14 protein-coding genes are annotated in these 17,203 nt (G+C 66.0%); 5 read left to right on the plus strand and 9 right to left on the minus strand.

Annotated elements, in window-relative coordinates; translation table 11 throughout:
• The first annotated feature begins 67 nt into the window (after positions 1–67).
• On the plus strand, positions 68–1,099 hold the full coding sequence (locus tag FDZ84_RS26480; RefSeq protein WP_168588083.1) for a hypothetical protein: 1,032 nt from the start codon (positions 68–70) through the stop codon (positions 1,097–1,099).
• 596 nt (positions 1,100–1,695) lie between these two features.
• Here FDZ84_RS26480 and FDZ84_RS26485 read toward each other — a convergent pair.
• From FDZ84_RS26485 to FDZ84_RS26495, 3 genes are all read right to left on the minus strand, one after another.
• On the minus strand, positions 1,696–2,529 hold the full coding sequence (locus tag FDZ84_RS26485; RefSeq protein ID WP_168588084.1) for an SAM-dependent methyltransferase: 834 nt from the start codon (positions 2,527–2,529) through the stop codon (positions 1,696–1,698).
• A 24-nt stretch (positions 2,530–2,553) separates the two neighbouring features.
• Positions 2,554–2,829 carry a GntR family transcriptional regulator gene (locus FDZ84_RS26490; RefSeq protein ID WP_246868439.1) on the minus strand — a complete coding sequence of 92 codons (276 nt, stop codon included), beginning with the start codon at positions 2,827–2,829 and terminating at the stop codon, positions 2,554–2,556.
• Between the two features lie 571 nt (positions 2,830–3,400).
• Positions 3,401–5,341 carry a GntR family transcriptional regulator gene (locus FDZ84_RS26495; protein ID WP_246868440.1) on the minus strand — a complete coding sequence of 647 codons (1,941 nt, stop codon included), beginning with the start codon at positions 5,339–5,341 and terminating at the stop codon, positions 3,401–3,403.
• Between the two features lie 198 nt (positions 5,342–5,539).
• Between FDZ84_RS26495 and FDZ84_RS26500 the strand changes: the two genes are divergently transcribed.
• Positions 5,540–6,898 (plus strand): MFS transporter, encoded by a 1,359-nt coding sequence (locus tag FDZ84_RS26500; RefSeq protein ID WP_168588085.1) that lies wholly within the window; start codon positions 5,540–5,542, stop codon positions 6,896–6,898.
• Positions 6,899–6,908: 10 nt separating this feature from the next.
• On the plus strand, positions 6,909–8,948 hold the full coding sequence (locus FDZ84_RS26505; RefSeq protein ID WP_168588086.1) for an NADH:flavin oxidoreductase: 2,040 nt from the start codon (positions 6,909–6,911) through the stop codon (positions 8,946–8,948).
• Between the two features lie 301 nt (positions 8,949–9,249).
• Here the strand turns inward: FDZ84_RS26505 and FDZ84_RS26510 are convergent, their stop codons facing one another.
• From FDZ84_RS26510 to FDZ84_RS26520, 3 genes are all read right to left on the minus strand, one after another.
• A complete protein-coding gene (locus FDZ84_RS26510) occupies positions 9,250–9,423 on the minus strand; it encodes a DUF397 domain-containing protein (RefSeq protein WP_168588087.1) in 174 nt (57 codons plus the stop codon).
• A gap of 78 nt (positions 9,424–9,501) precedes the next feature.
• Positions 9,502–9,675, minus strand: a complete 174-nt coding sequence (locus FDZ84_RS26515; protein WP_168588088.1) for a DUF397 domain-containing protein — start codon at positions 9,673–9,675, stop codon at positions 9,502–9,504.
• The gene (locus FDZ84_RS26520) at positions 9,653–10,525 is read right to left on the minus strand and encodes a helix-turn-helix transcriptional regulator (RefSeq protein WP_168588089.1); all 873 of its coding nucleotides are present in this window, start codon (positions 10,523–10,525) and stop codon (positions 9,653–9,655) included. The genes FDZ84_RS26515 and FDZ84_RS26520 overlap by 23 nt, the downstream gene beginning before the upstream one ends.
• Before the next feature lie 1,066 nt (positions 10,526–11,591).
• Here FDZ84_RS26520 and FDZ84_RS26525 point away from each other — a divergent pair.
• The gene (locus tag FDZ84_RS26525; protein WP_168588090.1) at positions 11,592–12,017 is read left to right on the plus strand and encodes a LuxR C-terminal-related transcriptional regulator; all 426 of its coding nucleotides are present in this window, start codon (positions 11,592–11,594) and stop codon (positions 12,015–12,017) included.
• A 339-nt stretch (positions 12,018–12,356) separates the two neighbouring features.
• Positions 12,357–13,241 (plus strand): hypothetical protein, encoded by an 885-nt coding sequence (locus FDZ84_RS26530; RefSeq protein WP_168588091.1) that lies wholly within the window; start codon positions 12,357–12,359, stop codon positions 13,239–13,241.
• A gap of 34 nt (positions 13,242–13,275) precedes the next feature.
• Here the strand turns inward: FDZ84_RS26530 and FDZ84_RS26535 are convergent, their stop codons facing one another.
• The 3 genes from FDZ84_RS26535 to FDZ84_RS41040 form a co-directional block, all read right to left on the minus strand.
• The gene (locus tag FDZ84_RS26535) at positions 13,276–14,382 is read right to left on the minus strand and encodes a hypothetical protein (RefSeq protein ID WP_246868441.1); all 1,107 of its coding nucleotides are present in this window, start codon (positions 14,380–14,382) and stop codon (positions 13,276–13,278) included.
• Between the two features lie 5 nt (positions 14,383–14,387).
• Positions 14,388–15,701 carry a serine/threonine protein kinase gene (locus FDZ84_RS26540; protein WP_168588092.1) on the minus strand — a complete coding sequence of 438 codons (1,314 nt, stop codon included), beginning with the start codon at positions 15,699–15,701 and terminating at the stop codon, positions 14,388–14,390.
• Between the two features lie 111 nt (positions 15,702–15,812).
• Positions 15,813–16,577 carry a hypothetical protein gene (locus FDZ84_RS41040; RefSeq protein WP_168590370.1) on the minus strand — a complete coding sequence of 255 codons (765 nt, stop codon included), beginning with the start codon at positions 16,575–16,577 and terminating at the stop codon, positions 15,813–15,815.
• Positions 16,578–17,203 lie beyond the last annotated feature (626 nt).

The following is a 17,203-nucleotide window of genomic DNA, read 5'->3' on the forward strand; positions in this document are numbered from 1 at the left end:
ATTTTGATGGCTAGCGACCGGGCGGTCCCCCAAGTTTTCGTACCGACAACGTTTCGAGGAGAAGGAAATGACCACACCTGACCAGAAAGCGGACGTAAGGGCCGCCTTGCACGAAGTACTTTTACGACAGGCCGGATTCGCACCGGATGAGTTGGTCACGCAGGCTCGTGCCTGGCTCGCGGACGACCGGTTCGACGAGGTTGCCCGCGCGGTAGTCTCCACCGTCGCGCGCTACGTCCTGCCGCTCACGGTGGAGGATCTGGATGTGCTCGTGACCGTCTCCGAGGCGGAGGGTGTATCGCTGGACGTCCTGGAAAGCATCGAGCCCACGATCGACGATCCGCCTCTGGTGTGGCGGTTCAGCGCCCAACCGCCGGATTCCGTTGACTCCACAGACGATTCCGCCGTGGCGGCATTGATCGACGTCCTCGGTGAAGAGCCGGCCGCGCACGGAATGTGGCGTGCATGGCGAATGGTCCCGGATGGCGCGCCGTATCCGCCGCCGCGACCTGTCTACGTCGTCGAAGCCGACGATGACGACCTACCCGCGCTCACCGCTCGGCTGCAGGAAGCGCTCGTCGCCGCCGGTGAAGCGGCTCCGCAGGTCGAGGTCACCCCGGCCGTCGGCCCAGTGCCCACGTACCAGCAGGCGGCCCGAGCTTACGGTGCGCTCCTGTGGGCCGCTACCGAGGCGCCGGAAATCACGGTGGCGCGGGTTTTCGACGCGGTGGACCCGATTTCCGGCCCGAGCTTCGCCCCGGACCACCCCCGGATGGACAATGAAGCCGAACGTGGCCAGATCCTCGACTACCTACGCGCCGGCACTGCCCTAATGATCACGACGGCCACCCTGGAGGACGTCGTCGATCCTACCCGCGGAGCGGTCGTCCCAATGAGCTTCCGCACCGACGGCACCTGGATCTGGCCGGACACCATCGCGTACTACCTGGAACACCACCACCTGGCGCCAGATCCGGACCTACTGGCCCACATCCGCGACGCCGGCCTACTTCCCCCAGAACTGGACACGGTGGCCATACACCGAGCAATGGACGTACTACGCCGACCCCCGGAAACCGAACCGGTCTGGACCCGCTGAGCCGGATCAGACGAGGTGAGGGACTCCGGCAGAGTCTGTTGACACCTTGGGCAGAGGCGGGCACGGCTCCTGTTGATCACGTGAACTGCGCAGTTCACGTGATCGTGTGAGCGGGCCGTGCCCGTTGGTGCCCCTGCCTGAACCCCGTCGCCTTCGGTCTGCTGACCCGCTGTCTCGCAGCGGCACTGTGCATGCGCTGGCACGGGGAAGACGGCTGATCCCGCTACCTGAGCCCAGCCGCGAGGTGCCGATGGGACTGGGATCTTCATGGTGGCGCCGTGATCGTCATGGTGGCTGCCGCTGGGGGCTCTGTTCTTGGCGCGAGAGCAGTTACCGCCGTGAGGACAGTCCGGGTGGAGCTGCGCTGCCATCGGGCTGGTGGTTCGGGAACTGGCGCACCTGGGTACAGGTACGTGTGTCACTCCGCAGGTGTGCTTTCCCTCCCCTGCGGAGCGACACCGAACGGCGAACGTGCACGGAAACCCGAGTGGAGGACGAGGCATGGCGAACACCGCGCACCTCGTGGTTGCAGCGGACGGCGAGGCGTCCCAGCTGATCATTCGCGACGACGAAATGCTGCAGCGGGAACGGGCTGGCTACTGTGGACGATTCGTCCGGGGCTTGCGGCCGACTCCGCCGTAGCCGGCGTTCGGCGCCGCGCTGTCCTCGGGGGTCTCGCCGTTGGCGGGGCGCCAAACCGGCAGCCAGACCACGCTGGGGCTGACCAGGTCGAAACCGGCGAACATCGCCTCGACCTCCGGCTGCGAGCGCAGGCTCACCTGGGCCACGGAGCGCTCGTACTTGCTGCGCGCGGCGTACAGGTGTTCGGAAGGCATCCGTTCGGTGCTCCGGCTGCCGTGCGCGATGGCGAAGAAGCTGCCGCCGGCCAGCGCGTCCCGGTAGCGGGCGATCAAGCCAAGCGGATCCTCCTCGTCGTGCACGAAGTGCAGAACCGCGATCATCAGCAGGGCCACCGGCCGGTCGAGGTCGAGCAGGTCTCGCAGCTCCGGTGCGGCCAGGATCTCCTCCGGCTCGCGGAGATCGGCTTGGATGACCGCGCAGCGCGGGTTGTCGGCGAGCAAGCGCCGGGTGTGCGCGACGGCCACCGGGTCGATGTCCACGTACACCACCCGGCATTCGGGGTCGGCTTGCTGCGCGGTCTCGTGGACGTTGCCGACGGTCGGGATCCCGGAGCCGATGTCGAGGAACTGGGTCACGCCCTCCGCGACGCACAACTGCACGACCCGGCGCAGGAACATCCGGTTGATGTGGGCCATCTGCGGCCCCTCCGGCATGAGCTGCAGCATTTCCTCGGCGACCTGGCGATCCACCGCGAAGTTGTGCGCGCCGCCCAGGAACCAATCCCAGATCCGGGCGATGCTCGGCTGGTTCATGTCGACGTCCAGCGGTGCCCAACTCGGTCGCTTCATCCCGCCTCCTGCCCCCTCTCGCCATTACCAGCCTAGGTCCCTGCCAGCCTCCCCCTGAAACCGTGGGTTCGAACGAGCAATCACCAGCGCTCCCAGCGAGGCGCGCACCGCGTAGAGGTCGAGGATGTTCGTCGCGCTGACGTCGGGGACTGCGGCTCCGCGGTTTGGGAGCCGCTCGAGCATTCCTTCCTCGGCCAGGATGCGCAGGGCTTCGCGGATCGGGCCCCGCGAAACTCCCAGCCGGGCGGCCAGCGGCGGCTCCAGGTCGCGTCCGGGTTGCTCCGGCGTGGTCTCGCTCACGGATTTCGAGCGTGGTGCAGGACCAGGGACCGTGAGCGTTTTTCGGTGCTATGGCGCCCAAAATCACTCACGGCCAGGTGGCGACCTTCGCCGCGGCGGCGCCGCAATGGGTCGTGGGTCTGCTTCTCGTCGACACCAGGGCTGTCGCCGGCAACGACGCGGCGTCCGAGTCCCTGTGCGGGCGGGAACAACGTGGTCGTCGACGAGCACGTCGAGTGCAGTCAGGGGGGTGTTTAGTTCTTTATTCACACATTGATCTTGAACACCCTTCTCCGCTACCCACTCACCGACCCCTCCCTTCACGTGATCTTCACGGAATCAATCATCTAGAACTCGAAGCCCTGGGCTACACCGTCACCCTCACCCCAGCCGCCTGACCCAGCACATCACCACGAACCCGGCTCCGCTGCGCTCCGCCGGGTGCTACCGCCTGCCCACTCACCATTGATTTTCGGACTAGGTCCCGGCCAGCCCTCCCTGAAGCCGTGGGTTCGAACGAGCAACGGTGCTGATCAAGCGGAGCGGTGCGAGCCCACCGGCGATCGTCGGGGCTGGGCCGGTCGGCGGGGCGTCAGCGCGGCAGGTTTCGCGGGTCGCTTGGGCGCGGGTTCGGCTTGCCCGCGATGGTGATCCAGAGGTCCGGGTCGAAGTGGTCCCGCGGTAGCTGCGCGACCATGTAGCGGACGCTGCGTTCGACTTTCACGCGCCAGAGGCGCGCGGCTTCGTTGCCGTCGCCGTTGCGGAGCGCGTCGAAGATCGCGGCGTTCTCGCGGGCGATCAAGTCCCCGGCTTCGGCATAGCCCAGTCGCAGCACGGAGATGAACATCCGCAGGCGCATGGTGAGGCGTTCGAAGAACGAGGAAGCCTGCGGCAAGTTCGCGGTCCGTGCGATCGCGTCCTGGAAGCACAGGTCGGCTTCGCCGATGCGCACGTCGTCGCTGTTCCGCGCCGCGGCGCGGACCTCGGCGAGGGCCGTGTTGACCGGTTGGAGGTGGGCCTGGCCGAGCACCGCGACCCGGCGCATCACCAGCGCTCCCAGCGAGGCGCGCACCGCGTAGAGGTCGAGGATGTTCGTCGCGCTGACGTCGGGGACTGCGGCTCCGCGGTTTGGGAGCCGCTCGAGCGTTCCTTCCTCGGCCAGGATGCGCAGGGCTTCGCGGATCGGGCCCCGCGAAACTCCCAGCCGGGCGGCCAGCGGCGCTTCCTTGACGCGCTCTCCGGCGTGGTATTGGCCCGCGGCGAGTGCTTCACGCACCAGATGCACGACCCGGTCGGTGGTTCCGGACGCCGTGGCCGGATCGTCTGGTATTGCGCTGGTGGGCTCCAGGTCGCGTCCGGGTTGCTCCGGCGTGGTCTCGCTCGCGGATTTCGAGTCGTTATTAAGGCGGCGGTTGGCGGCGTCGCCGCTCCACAGGGCGCGAGGGCTCTTCGCCCACGAGTACGGGCTTGTGCGCGGGGTCCAGGTGCGGCACCAGGCCCGGACGTCGTTGCGGACCTTGGTCAGCGACGCGGCGAAACCGAACAGGTTCTCGTGGCCGGGCAGCGGGTTGTTCGCCAGGAGAAAATCGATCTCATCGATCCACGACGATTGGTCGGGTGCGCTGTGGCAGCGGAAGCGCGGCTGGCTGTGCAGCCACTCGTCAACCGTTCGCAGAGCCGGCTCGTCCAGGCCGCCGGCGAGCAGGTGGACGTTCATGCTGGCGGCCACGGTGCGGTCGAGGTGCCCGAGGAATGCGCGCAGAGGAACGCCCTCCCCGGACATTCCGGCGGTCATGCCCCGGAGCGAGGCGAAGGCGTTCGCCACGGCGAACAGGTTGCGCGTTTCGGCGCTCCGCCGGTCCGCGCCGCGTCCGGCCGGCCGTCGATCGCGAAGGGGTGTGCGATGCGGGGTGGCCGAGACGGCGAGCACCCGCACCGGGGGGTCGAGGAACAGGCCGACCACGTCGTGGATCTCCGCCGGCAGCAGCGAAGCCTGGTCGGCGCGCCGCGGCGAGGAGCCGGCCGCCGGGTGGATGCGGTGGGCGCGCCAGATGCGGTTCACGGTGGTCTGGCTCAGACCGGTCTCGGCCGCCATCGAACGCGTCGACCAGGCGTGTCTGGCACCTGGGGCTGGGGCGAGCGTGCGGATGAGGACGGTCGCGACCGCGTCGTCGTCGACCGCACGGGGCCGTCCTGGACGGGGTTGCTCGTGCAGGCCGTCCAGCCGTTGGTCGAGGAAGCGGGACCGCCACTTGCCGACCACGCCGCGGGAAATGCCGAGGCTTTGGGCCACCGCGGTGTTGGTGCGCTCGTGCTCGCAGCACAGCACGATCTGGGCCCGCAGCGCGAGGGCCCGCGAGCAGGTCCGGCTGCGGGTCCACTTCAGCAGTGCGGCCCGTTCGGTATCGGTGAGGACCACGGCGTTGCGGGGCCTGCCGACCATGGCAGAAGAGTAGGCGGACTTCTGGTTCAGGTAAACGGCCGTGCTCAGCAGATGTCCACGGGCATTGTTGACAACTCGGACCGTTCGCATACTTCGTCGCTATCCGGTGGCCACGCCGCCGACGCCCCACAAGGCACCCGCGAGTTCGCTTCGGTAACAACGACACCGCCCGCTCCGGCGGTGCGAAGGCACGGGACGCAGTCTGCGGGGTCCGGAGGTCCCGGACCCCGCAGTCGGTGCCCTGCGCGTCCGCCACGCCCGGGCAGGCCTGCGATGTAGGAGCTCTTCGTGAGCAGTTCCATCATTGATGACCAGCCCTACGGGCGCTTCCACCGCAAGCTCTTCTTCCTCTCCGCTGGCGGGCCGTTCCTAGACGGCTACATCCTCAGCGTCATCGGCGTGGCCATCACCGGGGCGACGCGCGAGCTGGGGCTGACGTCCTTCGCCGAGGGCTTGGTCGGTGCCGCGGCGTTGGTCGGCGTGCTGCTCGGCGGGTTCGTGTTCGGTTGGGTGACCGACCGGGTCGGCCGGCAGGTCATGTACACCATCGACTTGATCGCCCTCGTCGCCGCTTCGGCGCTGTCGTTGTTCGTGACTGAGGCGTGGCAACTCGTCCTGCTGCGCTTCGTCGCCGGGGTGGCGGTGGGGGCCGACTACCCGATTGCCACGTCGTTGCTCGCCGAATGGCTGCCCGCGCACCGACGGGGCCGCACGATGGGAGCCCTGGTCGCCGCGTGGTTCGTGGGTGCATCCGCGTCCTACGCGGTGGGCTACCTCGTGGCTGCCGCCGGCGGGGAGGACCTGTGGCGCTGGGTGCTGGCCAGTGCGGCGGTACCGGGCTTGATCATCCTGCTGGCCCGCATCGGAACACCGGAATCCCCTCGCTGGCTGCTGCGCCACGACCGCCCGCAGGACGCGGCGGAAGCGATTCGCACGGCGCTCGGCCGCTACCCGACGGAGCAGGAACTCGCGCGCTTGGCGGAGACCGAACCGGCGAAGAGCTCCCGACTGTCCGATGTGTTCACCGGAGGTTACCTGCGGCGCACGTTGTTCGTCGGCGGGTTCTGGCTCTGCCAGGTCGCGCCCGCGTTCGCCATCTGGACCTTCTACCCGGTGATCCTCGGTGCCTACGGGTTCGAAGCAGGCGACACCGCGCTGCTGTGGTCCATGGTGGTCAGCCTGGTCACCCTGGCCGGCTGCGTGCCGTGCATCAGGTGGGTGGAGACCTACGGGCGCAGACCCGTCATCATCTGGACCTTCGTGGGTGTGACCGTGTCGCTGGCAGCGCTGGGTTCGTTCCCGGGTATGGCCGCCGCACTGGCCATCCTGATGTTCGTCGTCAACGCGCTCGCCCAGGGCGGCGGCAACATCCTGCAGTGGATCTATCCGACAGAGCTGTTCCCCACCGACATCCGGGCGTCCGCGGTCGGCGTGGCCAGCGCGATCAGCCGCATCGGTGCGGCCGCGGGCACTTACCTGCTCCCGGTCGGGCTGGAAGCGATCGGGCTCGGTCCGACCATGCTCGTCGGGGCCGGGCTCTCGGTCATCGGAACCGCGATGTGCGTGGCCTGGGCCCCGGAGACCAAGGGGCAGGCGCTGCACGAATCCGCTGCCGTCCCGCAGCAGTCCGAAGCACGAGCCGGCTAAGGAGGAATCGATGTCAGTCACCCGCGACCCGCTGCTGACCCCGTTCCGGATCAAGAACCTCGTCCTGCGCAACAGGATAGTGAGCACCTCGCACGAGCCCGGCTACGGCGAGGACGGGATGCCCACCGAGCGGTACCGGGCATACCACGTGGAGAAGGCGCGCGGTGGGGTTGGCCTGACCATGATCGGCGGCAGCTCGGTGGTGAGCGTTGACAGTCCGCCGTCGTTCGGCAACCTGCACCTGTACTCCGACGAGATCGTGCCGTGGCTGCGGCAGTTGTCCGACGAGGTGCATGCCGAGGGCGCGGCGGTCATGTGCCAGATCACGCACCTCGGCCACCGCACCAGCAACTACACCGAGTCGTGGCTTCCCACGGTGTCGGTCGGCAACCTCCGGGAACCGGCGCACCGCGCGTTCACCAAGCAGGCCGAGATCGCCGACCTGGAACGCATTGCAGCCGACTACGCGGCCGCCGCCGCGCGCTGCGAGGCGGGCGGCCTCGACGGCATCGAGATCCAGGCCTACGGGCACTTGCTCGACAGCTTCTGGTCTCCCGCGCTGAACAACCGAACCGACGACTTCGGCGGTTCCTTCGACAACCGGATGCGCTTCCCCCTCCAGGTCATCGCCGCGATACGCGCCGCGGTCAGCGACGAGTTCGTGGTCGGCATCCGCATGGCCGTCGACGAACAGCTCCCCGGTGGTGTCGACGAAGACGAGGGCCTGGCCATCGCTGCGGTGGTGGTGGACGCGGGGATCGACTTCATCAGCGTCATCCGCGGCCACATCGCCACCGAAAGCGGTCTGTCCGACGTGATTCCGCCGATGGGCGAGGCCTCGGCACCGCACTTGGACCTCGCCGCCCGGGTGAAGCGCAAGATCGACGTGCCGATCATGCACGCGGCCAAGATCGCGGACGTGGCCACCGCGCGGCACGCCATCGACGAGGGGCTGCTCGACCTCGTCGGCATGACGCGCGCCCTGATGGCCGACCCGCACCTGGTCGCCAAGATCGAGGCCGGGCAAGAAGAACGGATCCGTCCCTGCGTAGGGGCCAGCCTGTGCATCGACGCCGCTTACATCGGAGAACCCGCCTACTGCATCCACAACCCGTCGACCGGCCGGGAGCTCCGCCTACCGCACCGGATCAGCGCAGCGCCGCAAGCCAAGAACGCGGTGGTGGTCGGTGCCGGTCCCGCCGGCCTGGAGGCCGCGAGGGTGCTGGCCGAACGCGGCCACCACGTCACGGTGTTCGAGGCTGCTCCCGAGCCGGGTGGCCAACTGCGCTTGGCGTCCCGGGTGCAGCGGCGGCGGGATCTGATCGGCATCGTGGACTGGCGGGTGGCCGAATGCACCCGCGCGGGGGTGCGGTTCAAGTTCAACCATCTCGTCGAAGCCGATGAGCTTCGCGGGCTGGCTCCCGAGGTGATGATCATCGCGACCGGGGGAGTGCCGAACACCGATTTCCTGGACTTCGGGGCGGATCTGGTGCACGACACGTGGGACATCATCTCCGGTGCCGTGCTCCCGACCGGTTCGGTGCTGGTCTACGACGACCATGGCGGGCATCCCGGCTTGGACGTCGTGGAGTTGCTGGCCGGCAGCGTGGCGCAGGTGGAGTGGGCCAGCCCGGAACGGACGGTCGCTGTCGACGTCGGCAGCGTCAACGCACCGCCGTACCTCCGCACGATGCTCAACCACGACGTCCGCATCAGCCTGATGCACCGGCTGGTCGGCGTACAGCGCGACGGAGACGCGCTGCTGGCCACCTTCACCAGCGATCCGACCCGTCGCTCGTTCACCCGGCGCTTCGACCACGTCGTCGTCGAGCACGGAACGCTGCCCAACGCCGAGCTCTACGAGCAGCTCAAACCGCACTCGACCAACGAAGGCGAGATCGACTACGCGAAGCTCCTCGACCGATCACCGCAGGACCGGCTGCGCAACGAGGACGGCAGGTTCCAGCTGTTCCGCATCGGCGACGCGGTCAGCAGCCGCAGCGTGCACGCCGCTGTGCTGGACGCATTCCGGCTCTGCTCAGCCGTATGAGAACAGGCCTCGGCGGTGCGGGGAGGCGCGCCTTCCCACAGGGGTTGAGGCAAGGGACCGGCGGCAACAGTCCGACTTCAGTTTCCGCCAATGCCCGTTCAACCACGGACGGCCCTACCAAGACACGGCAACCGGACACACCCTGACGCGCTCGAACCAACGATGGGTGTGCAACAAATGCAGTTTCGACGTTGTTGGGCGCGACTACTCGACATGGCGAGGCATGATCGAAGATCATCGAAGATGCAACGGCAGAAACCAACAATGACGCCCCGGTGCCACGCACCGGGGCGTCATGCATTCAGCGGTCGAAACGACCCTGCTGTACCGCACGAACGAAGGTCGACACGTCGACACTCAAGGTCGGTCCGTGAGGGTCCTTAGAATCGCGGATTGCGTCCAGTGTCGTAGTTAATTCGACACAATCTCCATTCGCACTGGAGTAGCTCGATTTAATCCATTGTTGCGTTAGCATTTTAACTCCATTCATCGAAGATGCAACGGGGGAAACTAACAATGACGCCCCGGTGCCACGCACCGGGGCGTCATGCATTCAGCGGTCGAAACGACCCTGCTGTACCGCACGAACGAAGGTGCTCACGTTGACGCTCAAGGTCGGTCCGTGAGGGTCCTTAGAATCGCGGATTGCGTCTAACGTGGTGGTCAGTTCGACGCAGTTGCCGTTCACGTTGCTGTACGAGCTCTTACGCCAATATTTCGGGTTCATCTTTCTGGTGCTCCTCAACTATTGTTTGTGCTATCAGATCAATCGATTTGCTCGGACTCAGTGCGTATTCACCAATCATGTCAAGCGCCTTGCGATACGCATCGACATCATCGGAATCGGTAACGAACGCACTCGAACTATAGTGTTCGAAGTGCACATAAGGCGGTGCGTCTGAGAATTCGTAGAGCACGAATGGTCCAGCGGTTCCCGGATGCCAGCCGGTACGTATTGGGACTACGCGAAGCGTAACGTTTGAATTTTCTGCACAGAATTTGATCAAGTATCGCAGTTGGTCGATCATTGCGACATTTGACCCGATTTGCTGACGCAAGGCAACGTCACCAACAAGCACCTCATAGTGAACCGGATTCCGCTTTGTAAGGATCTCCCGGCGCGACACTCGAACCATTACACGTGACTCAACATCATGTTTCGGGTGTCCGTCAGCTTGTGCAACTCCCCGAACGTAATCATTAGTTTGCAGTAGTCCAGGAATGATCATCGGTGACCATTCCATTATTACTGATGCGTCCCGTTCGCTCGCAACAGCCCCCGCTAGCTGTTGCGGAATACCGGGAACTCCAGTGGTCAGCCAATTAGGCTCGTTCGCATGACGCGCTATGTCAAGGATTCGTTCGCACTCCGCAGACGCCGTGCCCAACGCGCCTAGAATCCTTGCTGTTGTTTCGACGTCAGCAATTCTCTTGCCGGTCTCAATTCTGGACAAGAGTGCTTGATCTATCGATAGTTTATTTGCTAGTTGTCTAGCGCTGATACCACGGTCATTGCGAGCTTGACGCAACGCAGCCGCTAGCGCTCTAGCTCGCGGTGACCCGTTGGCTGTAGCCATGCGATACATCCTTACGTGTTATACGGGCACGATCACCCGTTTAGAGCAGTTGCGATGTCATTTCAACATCATCCAATCTTTTGTTGGCGCTGATCACCCCTTGCCGCATCAGCGTACTTGCTAGGTCAACACTCGTGGGAGGCATTATGACGGGTCACAGCGCCGTTCCTGGTCCACCTGGTCCAGCTGGTCCGCCCGACCAGACGCCCGAGGGTAGCAACGTGCGGTGGTTCCGCTACAAACATGGCGTCGTCCGTGAGTCGAAACGTGTCCTGCACTGTGCGGAAGAATCTCGGGATGGCACGGTGACGTCCGTGTCTGGGGAGAAGTTCCCACGCGTGCAGGTGGAGGTGTGCGAGGAGGGTGAGGGGGCAGCGTGCGTTCCTTGCCTGCTGGTCGTCATTGGCCGAGCTGATCGACTGGTCGATATTCCACCCGTGGTGAGTCAGGTTCCGGCCGATACGCTTGCTGTGATGCTTGCTGAAATCCAATGGGCAATCAGCGATGCGCAGTTCAATGTCGTGCGGGGGGACTACCCCCTGGAGAATCAGGTGGCGCTAGCGGACAAATTGCGGCGACTCTCCCATGTACTTCACGTTCGGGCGCATGCCATGCGATCAGGCGGGGGCACAGAGTGAGCGGATCGGTCGTATTCGGACCAGTGTCCGCGATGGAAGGGTACGCGTGTGTGCCTGGGGTCCGGGTGGTTTGGACTGACCATCTCGGGTATGTACACGAACGTAAGCCCGGCACCATCGCGACGTCGCGATGCGGACTCAACATGGGTAAGTCCAATACGCCACCACTCGTGAGACCGTGTCGCGACTGCGTTGAAGAGGCAATGCGGGAAGAGTCACCCGCCGACGTGGCTATCGGACGTCATAGACGTACCGCATGACCCCAGACACGGCCCGGTGCCGGTCGACACTGGATATTCAGGTGTCGTGCCCCCCGGCCCGGCATCGGTCCGTCGCGGCCGGTTGGCGGCTGGAGATCCTCCGGCCGCCAACCGGCCGCACCCACGTGATTCCGTCATTTTCAAACTAGTACGAACGGTTTTAATGTAGTGAGAACGTCACCGCAAAGATTCAGCACCGACAAGTTGATAAATCTCACCAAGGGAGAGAGGGACGTCATATATTGCATCGCCTGCGAACTTACGGACAATGAAATTGCGATGCGGTTGTTCATCTCGAAAGATACCGTAAAATCCCGATTGTGCAGTATCTACCGCAAGTTTAATCTACGCAATCGTGTCGGTGCTGTGATTCTGGGATACGAGCTCGGCATCCTCAAGCCGTCAAATGTTGAGCAATTCAGAAATGCCGAAGATTCGCCAATCGACGATACATCCCGCATATGTCTTCCGGTTCGCCAGCAAGACATGAAAGAAATCGAAGCTTTGGTGGATCTTCTTGCCAGGCGCATGAGAAAATATCTCCTCACTGAGGCCATGAGCCGACAATGGGAACAAACGAGAGGCCGATCCTAGTCGCCACCCGCCACCTGTACGGTGCCCCGCACCACAGGTGCGGGGCACCGTCGACCTGAGGGGCTCCGGTCGTGAGTGATTGTTCCGGTAAGAACCGGCATTGCCGCTCACGACCTGAGGGGCTCCGGTCGTGAGTGATTGTTCCGGTAAGAACCGGCATTGCCACTCACGACCTGAGGGGCACCCGGTCGTGCGAGAGCACGCACGGTCGCCCGCAAAAACACCCGGGTGGTCCCGAGATCCAGCGCCCGCCACCGGCGACCGCGGGAGCAGGCAACCGCGGGGGCCGGCCGGACGTGTTGCTGCTGACGAATTCCCCGACGCAGCAAGGAGACATCGATGCGGGTGTCCCGCCTCCGCCGACGCGCGGCGACCATCGGCGTCGTCGCGATCACCGCCGCCCTGCCGGGCATGGCCTGGGCTTCGGCCGGGCCGGTGGACCAACACACCGGCCCGGTCGCCTACGCCTTCACCGGCGCGTACCACGCCTCGACCCTCGATGGCGCGGACACGTTCGACGAGGTCTACCGCTCACCGTTGGAGCCGGGGGTGGTGGGCGTCCGGCCGCCGTCCAACGCCGCCCGCTCGGACTTCATCCCGGTCGGTCCGCTGTCCACCGGCACCTCGTGGTTCATGCACGTCAATTCCGACCGGGGCGTATTCAGCAGCAGCACCCGACCGGAGGGCACCACCGTTGACGAGTTCTTCGAGTCGACCGCAGAACTCAGCCGTACCTCGGTGCCCCGTGCGACGGTGCGCGCCGACTACATGCTGGAGGCGCAGAACGCGCTCGGCGACGACACCGCGGACCACCGATGGCTGTACCTGGACGACGTGCGCAGTCACGCCGAGTGCCGGTCGGCGGAGAACGTCTCGGCTCGAACGACCGCCGGGCAGCTCTGGATTCGCCAGCCCGACCGCACGCTGGCCGCGGTACCCCTGCCCGTCGGGGACGAGGCGTACCGGGTGAACGGGATGCCGTTGCGGTTGCCGAATTCGACCATGGAGCAGCAGGCCCTGCCGCAGTTCGCGGACGTATCGGTGCGCCGCGTGACCGGACCCGCGGACCTGATCGACACCGACCAGTGGCGGACCGGTGAGGTCAACGCCGCTACCGGTTGGCGGGTGGAGGTGACGAGCTACGTCGTGGCGAACGGCATCCGCACCGAGGTGGACCGTTCGGCGCTGATCCTGGGTGCGGTGAGCTGTTCGCTCTCCCGGTGAGGAAGGGCAGAACGCGTCGACGCAGGCGTTGGCATCACGCTCGGCCGTGGAGAGATTCTCGTTGCGCCGGTGCCCCTTGGGGCGCCGGCGCGGGTTGCGGACTTGGCGCCGCCTCCATGACTTCTTGGCCTCGGGCGTCGACGACCTTTGTGAACAGGTGTTGTGCAGCTCCGAAGATGACGGCCCAGCCGATGATCTGCGCCGATGAATCGAGGGACGTCAGACCGGGTACGAATTCGCCGCGCATGAGAAGGAGCCCGAGCACGGCTGTCAAGGCACCGGCCGGGAGCTTGAGGCACGCGAGCGCGAGCGGCACGTTGGACGCGGTCGGTTTGCCCCTGAGCTGGTGAAGCGTTGCGGCAGCGGTCACCGCCGCCGCAACGAACCCGACGGTTTCGACGACTGCGTAGTCGCCACTCGACGCGGCCAACTCCGAGCTCAAGTCCATATCTCCGGTGAACGGGTGTTGGCCGAGCGGACACACGACTACCAGTTCGCGAGGTGGCTCGATAACCTGTGCTGACGGCACGTTGGGGGTGGGCCCGAAGCAGATCGGCAGCAGCGTCGGAATGAGCGCGCTGAAGATCGCGATCGTGACAGCTATGCCCAGCAGGCCGATGGTCCAACACCACACCAGTTGGGAGAAACTGCGCTCGCGGACGACCTCGCGCTCCTGAGCCCGGTACGCCTCGCGCACCGCGTCGATCACGGTCTGTCGCTGCGACTGGGTGATTCTGCCGCCCTCGGAGCTCTTGAAGATCCGCTCGACGGCCAATCGGCGCCTGTCCTCGGGCGGCAGGCTCGCCTCGATCAGCATGAGGAGGTCGGCCAGCATGCTGTGGAGATCTTCGAGCGAAACCATCTGGAGCACGAGAAGGTGGGCCGCGTGGATGTGGGCGAGCGTGCTGTCCACCCCGTGCGCCCGCCGCGGCCACCGAGTGCCGAGGACATCGCTGTGAGCGCACTCGAGGTGGTCGCGGGCGTGGGCCGCCAACTTCTCGGTGCACAGCTCGCTCGGCGCGGAGCAGTTCTCCGCCCAGTCCACGAATGCCCTCAGCTCGTCTATGCGGGCGAGTGCCCTGAACCCCCAAGGCCATCGCCAACCGGAGTCTCGTCGCGAAACGTTTCGCGGGGCGTTCACGGCTCTCACCTGCGCGGCGATCGAGCGGCCGAGACCGCGGCCCACGCCACCTCCGGATGCCGGATGTCGGAGTGGGCCTGGGCGAACCGGGACAAGTTCCGGTTGATGACGTCGTTGGCGTCGAGACGGTAGAACACTCCCGGCTGGAACCCGTAGTCCGTGCCCTGCTGGGCCATCTTGACGGTCTGAACCCCGCTCTGCTGGTAACCGTCGTAGCCCATCGCTCCCCAGCGGTAGTTGATCCGGTCCACCAACTCGGCGTCCTGCCACGCCAGCCTGCTGGCGTTGGGATACCACCAGGCGACTGCGCGGTCGGCCTCGCTGAACGTGCACACGAGCGGGCCGTCGACCCGGTCGACGCAATCGGCCAGCACACCGGCGCCGTCCCGCACCGGAGCTCGCGGTGCGAACGCGAAGTGGCTGAACGCGCCCTGCAGCAGGTACAGGGATTTGACCGGGCTGTGACCGCCACGCAGCTCAGGCGGGAGCCCGCTGAGGGCGAACGAAACGAGCCGGGCGCCGAAGCTGTGGCCGAGGAGATGCACGCGCACGCCGGGGATGGTGTGCGCCACCTCTCCGAGCAGGGGGCCGAGGCCGTCGCGGCCGACCACCCCGGCGCGTTCCTTCATCTCGTAGTAGCTGAGGACCCGCAACGACTCTCGCGCTCCCCGCCACATCCGCCCGAACGGGTTGAGTGCCCGCTCACTTCCAACGTCGACGGGTGCGAGGGCCGCCATCGCGTCGAACACCCGTCCCGGTGGTGCGCTGAGCACCGCTGCTTCGCCCGCGTCCTCCGGGGCGTTGCTGGAAGTGGTCACGAGTCCTCTCGCCAGGCGGAGGAACTCCAAGAGCCGGTCCCGGTCCTGCGGCTGCCGGTCGAGCAGCTGGCCGATCTCCTCCAGCCGCTCCTCCTGGTTCGGGAAGGCAGGCGAGAGCGCCTTCGCGAGGTCGGCACCGGTGGATGTCTCCCCGGTGGGTTGTGGGGACGCCAGAGCTCCTAGGTCCCGCGTTGCCGATGACCGCGGGACCGGCGGGCCGGTGTCTGCCGGGGCGTCCTCGGGGAACAGGAGTGCGGGCCACAGCACGCCGACGAACGCCGTATTGGCCCGCTGCTCGGCCGAGAGCGTCCCCGCGATGAGTCCGAACATCGCCGCGTAGAGGTCACGTGCCCCGTCGAAGGAGCTGTTCCAGCCATGGCTGAAGACGAAGAGCTCGCGCAGCCCCGCGGTGGTCTCGGGCAGGCTTTCACTCTGGCGGAGCACGCCCGCTGCATCGAACTCGACCTCCCAGTAGGGCACATCGCCGAAATGTGACTCCATCTCTCCTCCCCAGGTCGCAGGGCTCCCACCACGAAGAGACGGTTCCGCAGGGACCAAAGAGGATCCAGCAGGTTCAAGACGCGGCTCATCGCTGGCAAGGGCTGGGCCCGGCTAGCGGTCGGTCGGTACGGCGATTTCTCCGTCTTCCCGCATCAGCCGATCCAGGACTTCGTCCGGCATCCACACCCGGTGCGGGTAGTCGGTGCCCCAGGAGTTCAGGATCGGCACGGCGCCCAGCTCGTCCGCGCGAGCGTTGCCGAGCACGGCATGCACGTCATCAACCGATGCTGCCCAGCGGAACACCTTGATGCCGTCGGCCGCGTCGGCGACGTAGCGGGCGCGCTCGGTGTAGTCGTTGTTGGCGTAGGAGTTCTCCCAGTCGACGTGCCCTGCCGAGGCCAAGACCTCGGCCGCGGCGCGACAGGACGTACCGTTGGAATCGCCCGGGTTGGTCTCGGGCCACTGATCGCGTTCCTTGCCCCGATCCCACAACCACCAGGCCGTGTACAACTCGTCGTTGAGGATCGTCATGCACCGGGTCCAGGCGAATCCGACGCAGGCTCCCTCGCTGCCCTGGTTGTAGAACTTCCACCACTCCTCGCGGTCGGGTTCTCCGCCGGGTTCCAGGCACACGGCGTGCCCGCCCCGAATCCTGGTCAGCGACTTCGCCCCCTCCCGGGCCACGAACGGAACACCGTCCTGGCCCGCTTGGGGGCGGTCGAATTCGGTGTACCAGTTGATGCCGATCACCACCGGTACCTCTGCGGGGCGGCTCGCGGCGGTCAACGGGTATTGCTCGACGTGGCGCCAATCGTCGGGGAGGAAACGCCCCAGACGCTGGTCATCTGGATCTCGATCGATCGGGCGGTACCGCATGGGTTCCTCCACTCTCGCTACACAGCTGCCCGTTCGCCGGAACGCGGGCGGGCACGACCAGTAAGCCGGTCGCGTGCATGCGGCAGCAATGAGCACACCGATCCAAATAGGATCCAGGCGGTCCACCCACCGGCGAACCAGTCGGCGTCCGCCGCCCGACTGGCTGGCCGGTGCGGAAGTTGTGCCAGATCGCGGCGGCCAGGGCCAGCACACGCTGGGCGACGCGCACGCTGACACCCTCGGCCGTGTGGGCGCCGTGTTGTTCCAGGTCCAGCCGTGTTGTTCCAGGTCCAGCTGTCCCTTCAGGGTGTCGTTGACCGACTCGGTGAGTTGGCGGACTTTCTTGAGCATCGGCTCGCCTGCTCGCAGAACCTCCTTCTTACGCGACGGCCGCAGCAACGTGCTGCGCTGTTCGGACAGTGACCGTTCGAAGGCCTTCGAGGCGAACCCCTTGTCGCTGATCAGCACCAGACCAGCGCGATCCTTGACCATCTCAGCGTGTCACCTCGGTCCAGCACGTCTGCCGATGGCCGCCTTCGAAGAGAACAGCCGTGAGCGTTTTTGGGCGCCATAGCACCCGAAAACACTCACGGGTGTTCTCTGCTTACCGAAACGCTCATCGCGAT

Origin of the sequence: Saccharopolyspora sp. ASAGF58, assembly GCF_012277335.1 — a bacterium.
Taxonomy (GTDB): Bacteria; Actinomycetota; Actinomycetes; order Mycobacteriales; family Pseudonocardiaceae; genus Saccharopolyspora; species Saccharopolyspora hattusasensis.

What these genes read in the sequence shown, in the direction of transcription:
- FDZ84_RS26515 (WP_168588088.1), bottom strand. Translation starts at nt 9,675, where the DNA reads ATGAACCCGAAATATTGGCGTAAGAGCTCGTACAGCAACGTGAACGGC.
- FDZ84_RS26540 (WP_168588092.1), bottom strand. Translation starts at nt 15,701, where the DNA reads ATGGAGTCACATTTCGGCGATGTGCCCTACTGGGAGGTCGAGTTCGAT.
- FDZ84_RS26480 (WP_168588083.1), top strand. Translation starts at nt 68, where the DNA reads ATGACCACACCTGACCAGAAAGCGGACGTAAGGGCCGCCTTGCACGAA.
- FDZ84_RS26520 (WP_168588089.1), bottom strand. Translation starts at nt 10,525, where the DNA reads ATGGCTACAGCCAACGGGTCACCGCGAGCTAGAGCGCTAGCGGCTGCG.
- FDZ84_RS41040 (WP_168590370.1), bottom strand. Translation starts at nt 16,577, where the DNA reads ATGCGGTACCGCCCGATCGATCGAGATCCAGATGACCAGCGTCTGGGG.
- FDZ84_RS26510 (WP_168588087.1), bottom strand. Translation starts at nt 9,423, where the DNA reads ATGCTAACGCAACAATGGATTAAATCGAGCTACTCCAGTGCGAATGGA.
- FDZ84_RS26505 (WP_168588086.1), top strand. Translation starts at nt 6,909, where the DNA reads ATGTCAGTCACCCGCGACCCGCTGCTGACCCCGTTCCGGATCAAGAAC.
- FDZ84_RS26530 (WP_168588091.1), top strand. Translation starts at nt 12,357, where the DNA reads ATGCGGGTGTCCCGCCTCCGCCGACGCGCGGCGACCATCGGCGTCGTC.
- FDZ84_RS26495 (WP_246868440.1), bottom strand. Translation starts at nt 5,341, where the DNA reads ATGCGAACGGTCCGAGTTGTCAACAATGCCCGTGGACATCTGCTGAGC.
- FDZ84_RS26485 (WP_168588084.1), bottom strand. Translation starts at nt 2,529, where the DNA reads ATGAAGCGACCGAGTTGGGCACCGCTGGACGTCGACATGAACCAGCCG.